Raw genomic sequence first — 13,356 nt, forward strand, 5'->3', positions numbered from 1 at the left:
GTGCGGCGGCGCTAGACCGTGGCGGTCCAAGAGTTGTTTCAGGAAAAAGACGCATGGCGCGCAGCGACTACATCTTCACGTCGGAATCGGTTTCTGAAGGCCACCCCGACAAGGTTGCAGACCAGATTTCGGACGCGATCGTCGATCTGTTCCTTTCGAAAGATCCCGAAGCGCGCATCGCCTGCGAAACGCTGACGACGACACAGCTCGTGGTGCTGGCGGGCGAAATCCGCTGCAAGGGCGTCTACGAGAATGGCGCATGGGCACCGGGCGCGCTCGACGAGATTGAAAAGACCGTACGCGAGACGGTGAAGCGCATCGGATACGCGCAGGACGGCTTCCACTGGGAAGAGTTCCGCTTTGAAAACAACCTCCACGGCCAGTCCGCGCACATCGCGCAGGGTGTCGACGAGGCGGGCAACAAGGACGAGGGCGCGGGCGACCAGGGCATCATGTTCGGCTACGCGACCGACGAGACGCCCGACCTGATGCCGGCGACGCTCGACTACAGCCACAAGATCCTCGCCCGGCTGGCGGCGGACCGCCATTCGGGCGCGGCGCCATTCCTGGAGCCGGACAGCAAGAGCCAGGTGACGCTGCGCTACGCGGGCGGCGTGCCCGTGGAAGCGACCGCGCTCGTCGTTTCGACGCAGCACGCACCGGGCTATTTCTGGCACGGCGGCGAAGGCGACCCGGACAAGTTCAAGATTCTGCACGACTATGTGATGGGCGTGTTCAAGGACGTGCTGCCCGACGGCTTCGTTACCGAAAAGACGGCAATCCACGTGAACCCCACGGGCCGCTTCGAGATCGGCGGACCGGACGGCGACGCCGGGCTGACGGGCCGTAAGATCATCGTCGACACCTACGGCGGCGCCTCCCCCCACGGCGGCGGCGCGTTCAGCGGCAAGGACCCGACGAAGGTGGACCGCTCGGCCGCGTACATCACGCGCTATCTTGCGAAGAACATCGTCGCCGCCGGCCTCGCCAAGCGCTGCACGATCCAGCTCTCCTACGCGATCGGCGTCGCCGAGCCGCTGTCGCTCTATGTCGACCTGCACGGCACCGGCACGGTGGACGAAGCGAAGCTGGAAACGGTGATCCCGCAGCTCGTGCGCCTGACGCCCAAGGGCATCCGCGAACACCTGGGCCTCAACAAGCCGATCTACAGCCGCACCGCCGCCTACGGGCATTTCGGGCGGAAGCCGGAGGGCGACTTCTTCCCGTGGGAGAAGACCGATCTGGTGGCGAAGCTGAAGGCGGCGGTTTAAGGAGAACGCGCCTCCTCCGCTTCCCCATCGAAAGCGCAAGAACTGGGATAAGTGTTCCGTTGCCAGCCCCGGAATGGGCCAAGAAACATCCCGCGTACCCAACATTCGTATGATTTGGGGTACCCGATCTGCAGATCGGGTACCAATATGGACGTGGCCCACGTGCGTACTGCATGGGGGACGGGATACGCAAAAGTGTCTATCCTGTTGCCGCCAGTCTGATAGCGATTCCTGCGGCGCCTGCCGCCGCAGAAGCCGACCAGAATCGCTGGATCAACTGGAGCCGGGTAGAGGCGAATGGCAGATCGAATGGCTGGGCGTTTTCGGCGGCGAAGGCAAGCAGGGTTTCGAGCTTCTGGCGGGTGTCATGGACCAGCTAGTGATCGGAGCAGAAATCGAATTCGCAGGCCTCCGCGACGGACTATCGTTCGATTGGGCGTCCGCCATCCTAATGTGGCGCTTCACCGATCCAGAGGAAAAGCCCGTTGGGTTGGTCTCATGAGTGAGGTGGCTGTGGTCGCGGCGACGCGACATCGGCGTTGAAAGCGAAGTTGAAATCGGCCTCGCTTGGCTGGAGAAACTCGAAGGGGAAGGTTCGCCCTCCGAAGCTCGTATTTTTGTTCAGGTTACCTTTTGATCGATATCAGCAATACAACGACGTTCGCCGCGCCAAAGACTTACGTCACGGTTTTGATCGAAAACAAATTGGAAGGATCATTTTTAAAGGGATTCCAACAATGTCTCTAAGAGATAATTACAAGACAACATCCTATAATATGCTGGAGTCTGTTGGTTTATTTTTAACCATCTCTAATAGGGACAAAAAATTGTTTACATTGCCATCTGATGATGGTGATCATTACATCAGGTTCTTTACTCCACAATTTAAAAGTTATCACAAAGAGCGCGTTCTTTGGGGCCATGTTGGGAGCTTAGACGCAAAAATTCTATTATGTTCCAATGATAATATTTCATTTCATGATTATATTATTATGTCTGTTATGATAGTAAATTTTCCTGGGCTGACGAATCCACCATTTATTGGAAAATCCAATGATGATGATTTACATTGGTGCCGTCTTATAAAAAATGTTGCCGAACAATTTCCGAAATGCAGAAATCATCTAGAAAACATTCTTACAGAAAGAAAAATCATCTGCGGCGTAAGAATAGATAAAAGAGATATATCAGATTCATTTTTTCAATAGGCGCATGTGCGTCAAAGTAGTGCATTTTTTGAAGAAATATTCTTGCCGAACACCTGTCACCAAAACAAATATTGACAGAAGCATTTAAAGCTCGTTCCCCGCAATCAAACTATCACACAGAACCCGCACCGCCCCCCCCCCGAACAGCGGCGCGAACTTCCTTGCAAGAAATCCTGCCCACTCCGCTGTCGGGTCAGCAATCGGATAAAAGGCGTTCGCACGAAACCCTCGAAAGCGGGGCGTAGGGTGGGCCGAAGCCCACCCCAAACCCCTTAAATCCCGTCGAGGCCCTTGCTGACGAGAATGTTGACCGTGACGCGGCGGTTCTGAGCCTTGCCTTCGGCGGAGTCGTTGCTTGCCGCCCGTAAAGGCCCGAGAATTTCTTTGTAAGAAACCTCCTGTCGCTGCGACTGTCCCTTCACGACCCATGCGTGGAGTTTTTGGATGAGCGGCCCAGTAGGCCAGAGCGAGCGGCAGGATGCGCTGTATGCGGACGCGGCAGCGGCGCATGGCGGCATGATCGCCCGGCTTTCGGCGGGCTATGAGGCGGACCCCGCGCTGCGCGAGGATCTGGAGCAGGAGATTCACCTTCAGCTTTGGCGGAGCTTCGCAAGCTTCGCGGGGCAGTGCAGCCTTTCCACATGGGTACATCGCATCGCGCACAACGTGGGCGCGCGGCATGTGCAACGCGCGGTGCGGACGAAGCCCGGCGCCTTCGTGGACCTTGACGGCATCGACATCGCCGATGGCCGCGCGGGGCCGGAGGAACGCGCAGACACCGGGGCGACGCTTGAGAGACTCTATGGGCTGATCTGGCGGCTGCGGCCCATCGACCGGCAGGTGCTGCTGCTCCACCTTGAAGAGGTGGACGCCGCCGCGAGCGCAGAGATCACCGGGCTGACACCGGGCGCCATCGCCACGCGCATCCATCGCATCAAGGCGCTGCTCGCCCGGCAATTCGCGGAAGGGAATCGACCGTGACCGACACGAACGACACAAGCGCAATGGGCGCATTGTGGAAGGCGCAGGCCATGCAGCCGCGCGTGCTGCCCGCAGACGAGATTCACCGGCGGCACGCCGCGCTCGAACGCCGCGTGGGGCGGCGAAACCTCATCGAGTATCTGACGGCTGCAATGATGATCGTTGGCATTGTGGGCCTCGTTCTCCTCGACATACGGCTTGGTGCATTCGGCGGGCGTTCGATCGGCCTGATCCTGCTGGGGATCGGCGGCGGCGTTGTGGCGTGGCAGCTTCATCGGCGCACGGGCGGACGCGCCGCGATCGACGGCGCGCAGCCGAGCATCGAAGCCTATCGCCACACGCTTCGGCGGGAACGCGACGCGCTTGCATCCGTCGCGCGCTGGTACATCGGGCCATTGGTGCCCGGTATGGCGACGATCTACGTGAGCGCGTTCCTGAAGGTGCCGCCGGGCGGGCGTCTGCTCGTGATCGCCCTTGCCGCCGCGACGGCGATTGCAATGATCTGGGTCATTCGCCTGAACCGGCGCGGCGCCGAGGCGATGGCCGCCGAACTCGAAAGCCACGACCGTTTTTCGAACCTGTGAAGGAGTTCTGTTTTGCACGCTTCAATGATCGCCGCACTGCTCGCCATGGCCGCAGCAGGCACCGCCCAGCCCCAATCCGCCACCGAGCGGGGGCGCGCGCTTTCGGATTGGTCATCGCCTGAGAGCGTCGCCGCGCTGGCGGCGACGGCATCCCCCGAACTGAAGGCGCGGATCGATGCCGGGGGCGGGCCTGCAGCCTTTTCCACCGCCATCGCAGGGCAGATGGGCAAGCAGACGCAGGTGTTCGACGAGGTGGAAATGGCCATCAACGGGCTGACGTTCTACCAGCGGCTTGCCGCCTATGAGCGCGCACCCGCCGCGATGAGCATGGTGGTGTGGGACGAAAAGGGCACCGTGGTCGCCGCGACCGTGCAACCCTCCGCACCGCCGCCCGCAGCGCCAGCCGCGGGGACGGGCGTCTCCGTCCGCCCGCCGTTCGCTGCGCCGCGCGAGGGCACCTGGCTTACTTTCTGGGGCGGGCGCAACCTTGCCCGCAATTACCACATGGTCGCGCCCGCGCAGACTTATGCGTTCGATCTGCTGGTGGTGAAGGACGGCAAGAGTTTTTCCGGCCCCGCGAACGAACATGCATCCTATTATTGCTGGAATGAGCCGGTGCTCGCGGCGGCAGACGGCGTCGTTACCGAGGCTGTCGACGGGCTTCCCGACATGGCGATCGGCGACTTGAGCGCCAAGGCGGCGGCGGGCAACCACGTGATCGTCCGCGTCGGGCCGGAGCAGCACGCGCTCGTTGCGCACCTGCAGAACGGCTCGGTGAAGGTGAAGGCGGGCGACACCGTGAAGGCGGGGCAGCCGCTCGGCCTGTGCGGCAACAGCGGGCGCACATCGGAACCGCACATCCATTTCCACGTGCAGACGGGCGCGACTTTCGCCGACGGCGGCACGGGCCTGCCCGCGACCTTCCATGACATGCTGGTGGACGGACGGCCGGTGCGCGACGGCGAACCGGTGCGCGGGCAAAGCATCGCGGTGACGGAATAGGCCTAAAGCGCGTCGATCGCCTTCGCCATCTCGATATCGCGCATCGAAAGCCCGCCCGCGTCGTGCGTAGTGAGCAGGATATCGACGCGGTTCCACACGTTCGACCATTCGGGGTGATGGTCCGCCTTTTCGGCGAGCAGCGCCACGCGGCTCATGAAGCCGAACGCTTGCGAAAAATCCTTGAAGCGGAAGCTGCGGGTGATGCCGTCTCGCCCCTCGGCGAGTTTCCATGCCGGGAGATCCGCGAGATGCGCTGCGCGTTCGGCGTCGGCAAGTTTCTTCACCATGGCTGTCCTCCTGCTGGCGCGGCGGCATGCGACCACCTATGTCGTGGAGCATGACCGTACGTCAAACCCTCGCGCCTTCGCTGGATGATATCGAAGCGCTGGCGCGCGCCGCCATATCGCGGCTTCCGGAACTGTTTCAGGCGCACCTCGGCGCGGTGGTGCTGCGCATCGAGGATTTCCCCGACCAAGACGTGTGCCGCGACATGAACCTGGAAAGCGAGTTCGACCTGCTCGGGCTCTATCAGGGCCATGCGGTTGGGCGGTCCGTGGATGTTTCGGGCGCGCTGCCCGATACGGTCTATCTCTACCGGCGCCCGATCCTGGACCTGTGGGCCGAGGGCGAAGAGAGCCTGGAGCATATCGTGACGCACGTGCTGGTGCACGAGGTGGGCCACCACTTCGGGCTTTCCGATGACGACATGCACCGAATCGAGGATTCAGCGCTCTAAGAGTTCCTCCACCCACGCGGGGACGAGTTCGCCCGCGCGGCCGTGGCGGGCTTCATCGAAGAAGTGCGTGCCTTCGGAGGGATCGAGATTGATCTCCAGCGTATGCGCGCCGTAGTGCCGGGCGCCCTGCACGAAGCCCGCCGCCGGATAGACCGCGCCGGAGGTGCCGATCGAGACGAACAGGTCGCACGCGGCGAGCGCGGCCTCGATCCGGTCCATGTGGTAGGGCATCTCGCCGAACCAGACGATATCGGGACGCAGCCGCGCGTGTGCGCCGCAGCGCGTGCAGGCGGGGCCGTCCGACAGCGTTTCGGGCGCAAACTGTCGCTCACCGCAGGCCAGGCAGAGCGCGCTTTTCAGCTCGCCATGCATATGCACCATTCGCGCCGCGCCCGCGCGCTCGTGAAGGTCGTCGACATTCTGCGTGACGATGAGGAGATCGCCCTGCCACTGCGCATCGAGCCGGGCGAGCGCAGCGTGCGCGGGATTGGGCGCGACGCGGGCAAGCGCGGCGCGGCGGGCATCGTAGAACGCCTGCACCAGCGCCGGATCGCGGCGGAACGCCTGCGGCGTCGCCACGTCCTCTACGCGGTGGCCTTCCCACAGGCCATCCGGCCCGCGGAAGGTCGGCACACCGCTTTCCGCCGAAATGCCCGCGCCCGTGAGAATCACAATGTTTCGGATCGTCGCCATAAATGCCATATGGCCGATTTGCATCATAGGGCCAACGACTAGGCTCGCTCGCCATAAATCGTGTGACGACAGCCCTAAGCTAGGGCTCAAACTGCTTGAAAGTTAGCCTTGTCCGGACGAGAGGGCAGACTAGTCACGCGCGGTGAGATAACGAATGGAGCCCTTTACTGGCCGTGCCAACCAATCACCGAGCGATTTGTCCCAATGGAGCCTAGCGTCCATCTCAAGTTCGTTGGGCATGTAGATCGTGACCAACATTCCCTCCAGGTGATTGCTGCCTAGAGCTGAGAGATCAACCTTGGAGCATGGCAGGCGCAGGATGTATCCGGTTTCGTGCCACCCTTCGTTAGTATCGAAAAAAATGCGTGGCAGTTTCTCCATCATAGAAATTTACAAAATGCGCGCGCAGTCTGCAATGCTGCCATGTCCGAAACGGAATTTTTCGCGAGAAATACTCTAACAGAAGTAACTTTCTTAGCCCTTTTTCTTTAGTGTACAAGTCTATGAAATTTCTCAACTTGGTGACCTTCCCAGAGGCCGTCCGGCCCGCGGAAGGTCGGCACGCCGCTTTCCGCCGAAATGCCCGCGCCCGTAAGCACGACGATGCTTTGAAACCCCGTACCGCGCATAACCTTGCGTACCGCTCCCCGATTGGCCAGAGATATGCCTTCGCATCAGCGTACAAGGGGTTCAAGGTTTATGGCGAAGCGTAGCGGCGCGGCACGGATCGGCGTTCTGGGTGCAGGCGGGCGCATGGGGCAGAGCATCATCGCGCGCGTGCTCGACACGAAAGAGGCCGTGCTGGCGGGCGCCGCAGAGAAGCCGGGACACCCCGCCATGGGTCGCAGCATCGCGCCGAGCCTCGTCATCTGCGCGAACACGCTGGCGCTCGCGCACAGCGCCGACGTGCTCGTGGATTTCACGACACCGGACGCGCTTGAGGAAAACCTCACGGCGGCGTGCGATGCGTCCTGCGCCATCGTCATCGGCACGACAGGACTGACGCCGAAGCATCACAAGCTGATCGACGAGGCGGCGAAGACAATTGCCGTGCTGCAGACCGCGAACACCAGCCTTGGCGTCACCATGCTCGCCGCGCTGGTGAAGGAAGCAGCCAGCCGCCTTGGCGACGATTGGGACATCGAGATCGCGGAAATGCACCACCGGCACAAGGTGGACGCACCCTCCGGCACCGCGCTGATGCTGGGCGAGGCCGCCGCTGCCGGGCGCGGCGTCAAGCTGGCGAACGTCGCCGCGAAGGGCCGCACGGGCGCTGATGCGGCGCGCAAGGTGGGCGAGATCGGCTTCGCGGCCCTGCGCGGCGGATCGGTGGCGGGCGACCATGTGGTGATCCTGGCGGCGGACGGCGAGCGGCTGGAACTCGGCCACCGCGCCGAATCGCGCGAGATCTTCGCGCGCGGCGCCGTGCGCGCTGCGCTGTGGCTCGCCGGAAAGCCCGCAGGGCGCTACACGATGAACGAAGTGCTCGGGCTCAGCTAGCGACCTAGCCGCGAAGCGCGCGCTTCAGCAGGGCGTAAACCTCCTGCCGCTCGCGCGGGCTGAGGAAGCGGCCGACAAGCAGCCGCCTGCCGCGCTCGCCGAGCCAGAGCCGGTTTTCTGGCGGGCTCAGCGCCTCCAGCTCGACGCGCGTGAACAGCGGCTCCAGCCGGAACTCGCGCGCGCTGCCGTCTGCCGCGACGCGGCTGTAGAGAAGGCCCGAGGCATCGAGCCGCAGTCGCTCATAAGCGCGCGAGGCACGCGCCGCCGCGCGAAACGCCCAGACCAGAAGCGCGAGATCGGCGACCACGAACGGCAGGATAGGCCATGCGCCGAGCATGATGAACCGCACCGAAGCAAGCAGCATGACGAGCGCCGTGCCGCCGACGATCCAGAGCGCCGGGCGGGCACCGAGCGGCGGCGGAGGCATCAGCTTCAGATCGAGCGTCGTCATGGGTCTCCACTCTACCAATGCGAAGGCGAGTGCGGTAGGCGGGGAGACATGAAGCCGCAGACGATCACGCGATTTTTCGACCATCTTGCCGAAGCCGATCCCACCCCGGAAACCGAACTCGATTACGTGAACGACTACACGCTGCTCGTCGCCGTCGTACTTTCCGCGCAGGCGACCGACGCGGGGGTCAACAAGGCGACGAAGGCCCTGTTTCAGCAGGTGCAGGACCCCGCCGCGATGCTCGCGCTGGGCGAGGCGGGCCTGAAACAACACATCAAGACGATCGGCCTTTACAACGCCAAGGCTGCGAACGTGATCGCGCTGTCGGCGATCCTCGTCGAAAAGCATGGCGGCGAGGTGCCCCGCGACCGCGCGAGTCTGGAGGCGCTGCCCGGCGTCGGCCGCAAGACCGCGAACGTCGTGCTGAACGTCGCGTTCGGGGAGGAAACCTTCGCGGTTGATACGCATGTGTTCCGCGTTTCCAACCGAACGGGACTCGCACCCGGCAAAACGCCGCTCGCGGTTGAGCTCAAGCTGGAGAAGGCGATCCCCGCGCCCTACCGCCGCCACGCGCACCACTGGCTGATTCTGCTCGGCCGCCACACGTGCAAGGCGCGGAAGCCCGAATGCTGGCATTGCCCTGTGGTGAGCGAATGCGAATATGATGCCAAGACGACGGCGTGAGCGATTCACTTCGCGTTCAGATGGAGACGTTATGAACCATCCGCATAGTGACATTGTAGCGTTTGCGTACCGCCGGACCGCGAACCCGCCTGATGGGGGGCGGTCCGGCAAGTCATCCTGCGCGGAGACGAGCCCCATGGCACAGCGCACCGCTCTCACCGCCGTACTCGCAACTCTGGCGCTGGCCGCCTGTTCCGTGCCCGAAGCGCCCGTGGAACCCGCGCCCGCACCGGCGCCAGCAAGCGGCGAACGCTGCATCGGCATTGCCGCGATCGGGAGCACCAAGGTCGTCGACGATTCGACGATCGACTTCACCATGCGCGACGGCCGTGTCCTTCGGAATACGCTGCCGAACGCCTGCCCCTCGCTCGGCTTCGAGGAAGCCTTCACCTATTCGACCTCGCTGTCGCAGCTCTGCTCCACCGATATCATTACCGTGGTGCTGCAGGGCGGCGGGCCGCGGCTCGGCGCGAGCTGCAGCCTCGGCACCTTCGTGCCGCACACGCCAACCAAAGCTGAATAGCCGCCGCACGCTTTTCCCGCTGGCCTGCACGCCCGCGCTTTGTTAAGCGTGCGCGCCGAAACGGCGACCGGCACCCGTAGCTCAGCTGGATAGAGCGCTGCCCTCCGAAGGCAGAGGTCACAGGTTCGAATCCTGTCGGGTGCGCCAGCTTTTTCAATAATATACTGCGACGCACAATTTCAGCCGCAATGGCCGTAAGTGAAATGTAAGTGCAACTCGAACTGCGCTTACCCCATGATCATGCATGTAACCTACTGAAAACCCGCTCGGGAGATGCAGATCTTCGGGCTGCTTTTGGCGCTCAGGCGACGCATGAGTTGCGGAAGCCGTTGGCGCCTCAATCTCGGCCAAGCGTTTCGGCTCACATGGAAACTGATCAACGAAAAGCTCTACGACCGGGTTTGGGACATAGCAGACGTTCGAGAGAACGACACGGAATGGCAGATTTTGTAGCGAGCGGACGTCTGGTGCTAGCTCGAACAGTTATAGTCGGGCGAGTTGTGCCGTGCTCCGATCCTAACATACCCGCCATCAATGCCGACATTTTTTGAGAACTAGTGCCTGACAGGCCTTCAACGAAAGTGCGGCGTCCACCTTGCTTCAAGCTCACGAGTTTCATTTTCTTCGTCCTCTGCGTCCTCGTCGATGTAGAGGAGAGTGACCTTGAAACCATTTGACTGGCAGACTGCCTGCTCAAGGATAGTGGGGAAGCTTACATCGCGCTGTGACCGAAGCCATATGCCGCCGTGCTGGTTGACCCACTGCGAGGGACTACCCGTGCTCCGGTGCCGACGCGTCAGGGAAGCCAATGGCAGTTGCGACCCCTTCCGTACATCGAGCGGCGGAAAATCCTTCGATGCCCGGCTGTAGCGGACCACGTTCTCGTACGAGAAGATGACGGCGCAGGTTTCGGGCGATAGATCCACATACCTGTTCGCGACGGCCTCCATGCTTACATCGTAGAGGTCGCTAAGTTGCCGGATATGGCTGGCTTCGATCCCGCCCAAGCTATCAATGTCTTTCACGAACAACGGTTTTGGCATGAGCAGGCCTGCTGAAAACCGGTTTGCCTCGGCTTCCTGCCGCTTATAGGCATCTGTTCGGCTGCTTTCCTCAAGGTCCTGCTTGCTGCATTGCCTCTGATAGCCATGCGACGGTATCAGGAAATGCCCAAGTTCATGGCCGATGGTATAGCGCTTTCGTTTCCTCGGCAGTCCATCCTTGGTAAGGATGATTCCATGGCTTTTCTGGGGATCGGCCGTTAGTCCGCCTATGAACCCGTCCACTTCCAGGGTTTTAAAACCGATGATGCCAACATCGGAGGCGATATCCTCAAGGGGCACCCGTCTTGGCAGATCCGGGTAGTAACCGAAGAGGACTTGGAGCAGCCGCTCTGGAGAGCCGCAATCCGCCAAGTCCATCCTTAGATCGACATTCACGGTTTCTTCGCCTTCAGCGCTTCCGCGACGCTGCGCAAAGCCTCCCAATCCTTCTCGGAAAGCTGGCCATCGAATTCACGAAAAAACTGTAGCGCATTGGCTTCGTCGGGTTCGATTGAATCATCATTAAAATACGCGATTGGCACGCGGAAATGATCGGCAAGGCGCTTCACGATGTCCATGCTGGGATTTTTGCTCGTCCCCTTCTCAAGTTCCCAGACGTGGACCTTGGAAATGCCAACCCCGTCAGCGACCTGCTGGAGCGACTGGCGGCTCTGCTCGCGCAGCTTCTTCAACTTCGACGCTAGTGACATGCGATGCGGACCAACCTCTGCTTTCCCTGTTAGGTTCATCTTACGCTCTGGACGACTGGCTTGACAAGCGAATTGCCGTTAGTTTAATCTAACGATCGTTCGATGGTATCCGGAAAGGAGGTGATTCTATGTCGGGCAAGAACCAGCATGTCGTGCCGCACGAGGGCGGTTGGGCGGTCAGGGGAGCGGGCAATTCGCGCGCAACCTCGGTCCACGAAACGCAGGCTCAAGCGATCGAAGCGGCGCGCAACATCGCTCGCAACCAAGCAAGCGAACTGCTGATCCACGGGCGCAACGGCCAGATTCGCGAACGCGACAGCTTCGGCAACGATCCGTTCCCGCCGGAAGGTTAACAGGGAGGCTCCCCGTGGGGAGCCTCCTCTCACATTCGATCAAGGAGGAAGTAATGGCCGTTTACGTCGTAACATGGAATCTCAACAAGGAAGGTGCAGCTTATACCACCGCTCGCGCAACATTCCTCAAGCATCTGGCCAAGTACGATAACACGCAGGATTCCGGCTTGGAAACCGTGCGTTGGATTTCAACGAATGAAAGCGCCCAGCAGGTTTCCGACTATCTCCGTCAGAAACTCGATAACAATGACCGGTTGTTCGTCTCGAAAGTCGTCTCTGGCGCCCATGCAGGGTGGCTCGAAAAGTCTGTCTGGACATGGATCGATGCCCGCGCCTGACTATCAGGTCCTTTCTTCGATAGTTAGGCCTTCAGAGCTCTGTAGGTACGTTCCCAACGCCGCTAGCCTAGGCGTATGCCAATGTCAGGTTTCGACGTGGTCGGCCGTTCGCGCTTATCCTGCTGAACAGCGAGATTTGGTCGGTAACCGTCACCACTCAGATCGGGCCGGGAATAGCGGCTTCACCTCTCGTCCGGAAAATTCCTGCCATTTGCGGATCGACCCCATTTCGGACACTTCGCACAAGTCTTGCGGCCATTAGATTCGGTATGGTGCCTTCTGATTACAGGGTGAGGCAAGGGTCTAGGCGCGGATTGTGGTCGCTTACGGCAGGTTCGCGAAGGCCTCAGCGACCCACTTCTGAGCGAGCCTGATCGCAGGCAGGCCGCGCAGGTCACGGTGCACGATCAGCCACGGCTGGCGAATTGGCAGGGCGGAGGGCGGCGGGACTTCGACCAGCGTGCCGGTACGCAAGGCGAAAGGCACCGGCAGCAGCGCGATACCCGCGCCCGAAAGCGCCGCGGCGAGTAGCCCGCGGGTGCTGCCAGTGCGCATCGCCACCGCATAGGTAAGCTCGTGCCGGTCGATCCACTCAAGCTCGGGCAGGCGCCCGTAGCTGTCGTCGTAAACAAGCAGCCGCTCGTCCCTAAGGTCGATTCCAGCAAGCTCCCGCCCCGCGAGGTAATCGGCCGAAGCGAACAGCCCGAGCCGGATCTCCGCAAGCCGCCGCGCATAGAGGCTTGCGCCGTCGGGCCGCACCATGCGGATCGCCAGATCGGCGTCGCGTCCGGCAAGGCTCACCACGTCGGCCTGCGATTGCAGGTGCACCGGGAAATCCGCGCCCATCGTCCAGAGCCGGTCGAGCGCCGGGGCCAGCACGTCGGAGATCACGAACTCGGTCGCCGAGATGCGCACCGGCACCGTCTTGCCCCCCTGACGCAGGCTCTCGGCCACCCGCTCGACGCGGCGCATCTGCTCGGCAATCGGCGAGGCCGCCTCGGCGACCGCGAGCCCGTCGTGGGTCAGCCGAACCCCGTCTGTGCGGCGGTCGACCAGTTGCAAGCCCAGCGCCGCCTCGAGCGTTTCGATCCGCCGCGACACGGTCGACACCGCCACCCCACGCGCCTTGGCCGCCGCGCTGAGCGTGCCCGCATCGCGGATCGCAATGAGATCGCTTAAGTCCTGGGAATCGAGAGGCACAGGGGCATTCTTTCGCGAATTCAGGAAACCGTTTTGCCGTATCGCAAGAAGCATCGCGGCTGGCAATCGCATAGCCTCC

Annotated in this window: 18 protein-coding genes, 1 tRNA gene and 1 pseudogene; 12 read left to right on the forward strand and 8 right to left on the reverse strand. The window is 61.9% G+C overall.

Annotation, left to right across the window (positions count from 1 at the left end):
• Positions 1 to 53 precede the first annotated feature (53 nt).
• From metK to DFR51_RS12125, 5 genes are all read left to right on the forward strand, one after another.
• Positions 54 to 1,271, forward strand: a complete 1,218-nt coding sequence (metK, locus tag DFR51_RS12105) for a methionine adenosyltransferase (RefSeq protein WP_121051423.1) — start codon at positions 54 to 56, stop codon at positions 1,269 to 1,271.
• Positions 1,272 to 1,822: 551 nt separating this feature from the next.
• Positions 1,823 to 2,479, forward strand: a complete 657-nt coding sequence (locus tag DFR51_RS18840; RefSeq protein WP_160119066.1) for a hypothetical protein — start codon at positions 1,823 to 1,825, stop codon at positions 2,477 to 2,479.
• 444 nt (positions 2,480 to 2,923) lie between these two features.
• Positions 2,924 to 3,460 (forward strand): RNA polymerase sigma factor, encoded by a 537-nt coding sequence (locus DFR51_RS12115; RefSeq protein ID WP_121051425.1) that lies wholly within the window; start codon positions 2,924 to 2,926, stop codon positions 3,458 to 3,460.
• A complete protein-coding gene (locus DFR51_RS12120; protein ID WP_121051427.1) occupies positions 3,457 to 4,044 on the forward strand; it encodes a hypothetical protein in 588 nt (195 codons plus the stop codon). The genes DFR51_RS12115 and DFR51_RS12120 overlap by 4 nt, the downstream gene beginning before the upstream one ends.
• A 24-nt stretch (positions 4,045 to 4,068) precedes the next feature.
• Positions 4,069 to 5,046 carry a M23 family metallopeptidase gene (locus DFR51_RS12125; RefSeq protein ID WP_121051429.1) on the forward strand — a complete coding sequence of 326 codons (978 nt, stop codon included), beginning with the start codon at positions 4,069 to 4,071 and terminating at the stop codon, positions 5,044 to 5,046.
• Between the two features lie 2 nt (positions 5,047 to 5,048).
• Here DFR51_RS12125 and DFR51_RS12130 read toward each other — a convergent pair whose 3' ends face one another.
• Positions 5,049 to 5,369, reverse strand: a complete 321-nt coding sequence (locus DFR51_RS12130) for a 4a-hydroxytetrahydrobiopterin dehydratase (RefSeq protein ID WP_276330568.1) — start codon at positions 5,367 to 5,369, stop codon at positions 5,049 to 5,051.
• A 14-nt stretch (positions 5,370 to 5,383) separates the two neighbouring features.
• On the opposite strand from DFR51_RS12130, the gene DFR51_RS12135 reads away from it, so the two are divergent.
• Entirely contained in the window at positions 5,384 to 5,782 is a 399-nt protein-coding gene (locus DFR51_RS12135) for a metallopeptidase family protein (RefSeq protein WP_121051644.1), read from the forward strand.
• Here DFR51_RS12135 and DFR51_RS12140 read toward each other — a convergent pair.
• The 3 genes and pseudogenes from DFR51_RS12140 to DFR51_RS12150 form a co-directional block, all read right to left on the reverse strand.
• Positions 5,771 to 6,475 (reverse strand): NAD-dependent deacylase, encoded by a 705-nt coding sequence (locus DFR51_RS12140; RefSeq protein WP_121051642.1) that lies wholly within the window; start codon positions 6,473 to 6,475, stop codon positions 5,771 to 5,773. The genes DFR51_RS12135 and DFR51_RS12140 overlap by 12 nt on opposite strands.
• Positions 6,476 to 6,604: 129 nt before the next feature.
• Positions 6,605 to 6,856, reverse strand: a complete 252-nt coding sequence (locus tag DFR51_RS12145; RefSeq protein WP_147423399.1) for a hypothetical protein — start codon at positions 6,854 to 6,856, stop codon at positions 6,605 to 6,607.
• A gap of 131 nt (positions 6,857 to 6,987) precedes the next feature.
• A pseudogene (locus DFR51_RS12150) lies at positions 6,988 to 7,104 on the reverse strand (Sir2 family NAD-dependent protein deacetylase); the annotation flags it as partial.
• Between the two features lie 70 nt (positions 7,105 to 7,174).
• Between DFR51_RS12150 and dapB the strand changes: the two are divergent.
• A complete protein-coding gene (gene dapB / locus DFR51_RS12155) occupies positions 7,175 to 7,975 on the forward strand; it encodes a 4-hydroxy-tetrahydrodipicolinate reductase (RefSeq protein ID WP_121051435.1) in 801 nt (266 codons plus the stop codon).
• A gap of 4 nt (positions 7,976 to 7,979) precedes the next feature.
• Here the strand turns inward: dapB and DFR51_RS12160 are convergent, their stop codons facing one another.
• Positions 7,980 to 8,426: a DUF2244 domain-containing protein gene (locus DFR51_RS12160; protein ID WP_160119069.1), complete on the reverse strand. Its 447-nt coding sequence runs from the start codon at positions 8,424 to 8,426 to the stop codon at positions 7,980 to 7,982.
• Positions 8,427 to 8,474: 48 nt separating this feature from the next.
• Between DFR51_RS12160 and nth the strand changes: the two genes are divergently transcribed.
• The 3 genes from nth to DFR51_RS12175 all read left to right on the forward strand — a co-directional run bounded on the left by nth (position 8,475) and on the right by DFR51_RS12175 (position 9,780).
• A complete protein-coding gene (gene nth, locus DFR51_RS12165; protein ID WP_121051439.1) occupies positions 8,475 to 9,110 on the forward strand; it encodes an endonuclease III in 636 nt (211 codons plus the stop codon).
• A gap of 136 nt (positions 9,111 to 9,246) precedes the next feature.
• A complete protein-coding gene (locus DFR51_RS12170) occupies positions 9,247 to 9,633 on the forward strand; it encodes a hypothetical protein (protein WP_121051441.1) in 387 nt (128 codons plus the stop codon).
• A gap of 70 nt (positions 9,634 to 9,703) precedes the next feature.
• Positions 9,704 to 9,780: transfer RNA gene (locus DFR51_RS12175), tRNA-Arg, on the forward strand.
• Between the two features lie 425 nt (positions 9,781 to 10,205).
• Here DFR51_RS12175 and DFR51_RS12185 read toward each other — a convergent pair.
• On the reverse strand, positions 10,206 to 11,072 hold the full coding sequence (locus DFR51_RS12185; protein WP_121051445.1) for an ImmA/IrrE family metallo-endopeptidase: 867 nt from the start codon (positions 11,070 to 11,072) through the stop codon (positions 10,206 to 10,208).
• Positions 11,069 to 11,368, reverse strand: coding sequence for a helix-turn-helix domain-containing protein (locus tag DFR51_RS12190; protein WP_243446563.1), 300 nt, complete (start codon positions 11,366 to 11,368; stop codon positions 11,069 to 11,071). The genes DFR51_RS12185 and DFR51_RS12190 overlap by 4 nt, the downstream gene beginning before the upstream one ends.
• Before the next feature lie 146 nt (positions 11,369 to 11,514).
• On the opposite strand from DFR51_RS12190, the gene DFR51_RS12195 reads away from it, so the two are divergent.
• Both DFR51_RS12195 and DFR51_RS12200 read left to right on the forward strand, forming a co-directional pair.
• The gene (locus DFR51_RS12195; RefSeq protein WP_121051449.1) at positions 11,515 to 11,739 is read left to right on the forward strand and encodes a DUF2188 domain-containing protein; all 225 of its coding nucleotides are present in this window, start codon (positions 11,515 to 11,517) and stop codon (positions 11,737 to 11,739) included.
• 53 nt (positions 11,740 to 11,792) lie between these two features.
• Positions 11,793 to 12,077 carry a hypothetical protein gene (locus DFR51_RS12200; RefSeq protein ID WP_121051451.1) on the forward strand — a complete coding sequence of 95 codons (285 nt, stop codon included), beginning with the start codon at positions 11,793 to 11,795 and terminating at the stop codon, positions 12,075 to 12,077.
• Positions 12,078 to 12,401: 324 nt separating this feature from the next.
• Here the strand turns inward: DFR51_RS12200 and DFR51_RS12205 are convergent, their stop codons facing one another.
• Positions 12,402 to 13,349, reverse strand: coding sequence for a LysR family transcriptional regulator (locus DFR51_RS12205; RefSeq protein WP_121051453.1), 948 nt, complete (start codon positions 13,347 to 13,349; stop codon positions 12,402 to 12,404).
• Positions 13,350 to 13,356 lie beyond the last annotated feature (7 nt).

This window comes from Sphingosinicella microcystinivorans (assembly GCF_003634215.1).
In the GTDB taxonomy this organism is placed as follows: domain Bacteria; phylum Pseudomonadota; class Alphaproteobacteria; order Sphingomonadales; family Sphingomonadaceae; genus Sphingosinicella; species Sphingosinicella microcystinivorans.

What these genes read in the sequence shown, in the direction of transcription:
- DFR51_RS12200 (WP_121051451.1), top strand. Translation starts at nt 11,793, where the DNA reads ATGGCCGTTTACGTCGTAACATGGAATCTCAACAAGGAAGGTGCAGCT.
- DFR51_RS12195 (WP_121051449.1), top strand. Translation starts at nt 11,515, where the DNA reads ATGTCGGGCAAGAACCAGCATGTCGTGCCGCACGAGGGCGGTTGGGCG.
- DFR51_RS12160 (WP_160119069.1), bottom strand. Translation starts at nt 8,426, where the DNA reads ATGACGACGCTCGATCTGAAGCTGATGCCTCCGCCGCCGCTCGGTGCC.
- metK (WP_121051423.1), top strand. Translation starts at nt 54, where the DNA reads ATGGCGCGCAGCGACTACATCTTCACGTCGGAATCGGTTTCTGAAGGC.
- DFR51_RS12170 (WP_121051441.1), top strand. Translation starts at nt 9,247, where the DNA reads ATGGCACAGCGCACCGCTCTCACCGCCGTACTCGCAACTCTGGCGCTG.
- DFR51_RS12205 (WP_121051453.1), bottom strand. Translation starts at nt 13,349, where the DNA reads ATGCGATTGCCAGCCGCGATGCTTCTTGCGATACGGCAAAACGGTTTC.
- DFR51_RS12140 (WP_121051642.1), bottom strand. Translation starts at nt 6,475, where the DNA reads ATGGCGACGATCCGAAACATTGTGATTCTCACGGGCGCGGGCATTTCG.
- dapB (WP_121051435.1), top strand. Translation starts at nt 7,175, where the DNA reads ATGGCGAAGCGTAGCGGCGCGGCACGGATCGGCGTTCTGGGTGCAGGC.
- DFR51_RS12115 (WP_121051425.1), top strand. Translation starts at nt 2,924, where the DNA reads ATGAGCGGCCCAGTAGGCCAGAGCGAGCGGCAGGATGCGCTGTATGCG.
- DFR51_RS12125 (WP_121051429.1), top strand. Translation starts at nt 4,069, where the DNA reads ATGATCGCCGCACTGCTCGCCATGGCCGCAGCAGGCACCGCCCAGCCC.
- DFR51_RS12145 (WP_147423399.1), bottom strand. Translation starts at nt 6,856, where the DNA reads ATGGAGAAACTGCCACGCATTTTTTTCGATACTAACGAAGGGTGGCAC.
- DFR51_RS12135 (WP_121051644.1), top strand. Translation starts at nt 5,384, where the DNA reads ATGACCGTACGTCAAACCCTCGCGCCTTCGCTGGATGATATCGAAGCG.
- nth (WP_121051439.1), top strand. Translation starts at nt 8,475, where the DNA reads ATGAAGCCGCAGACGATCACGCGATTTTTCGACCATCTTGCCGAAGCC.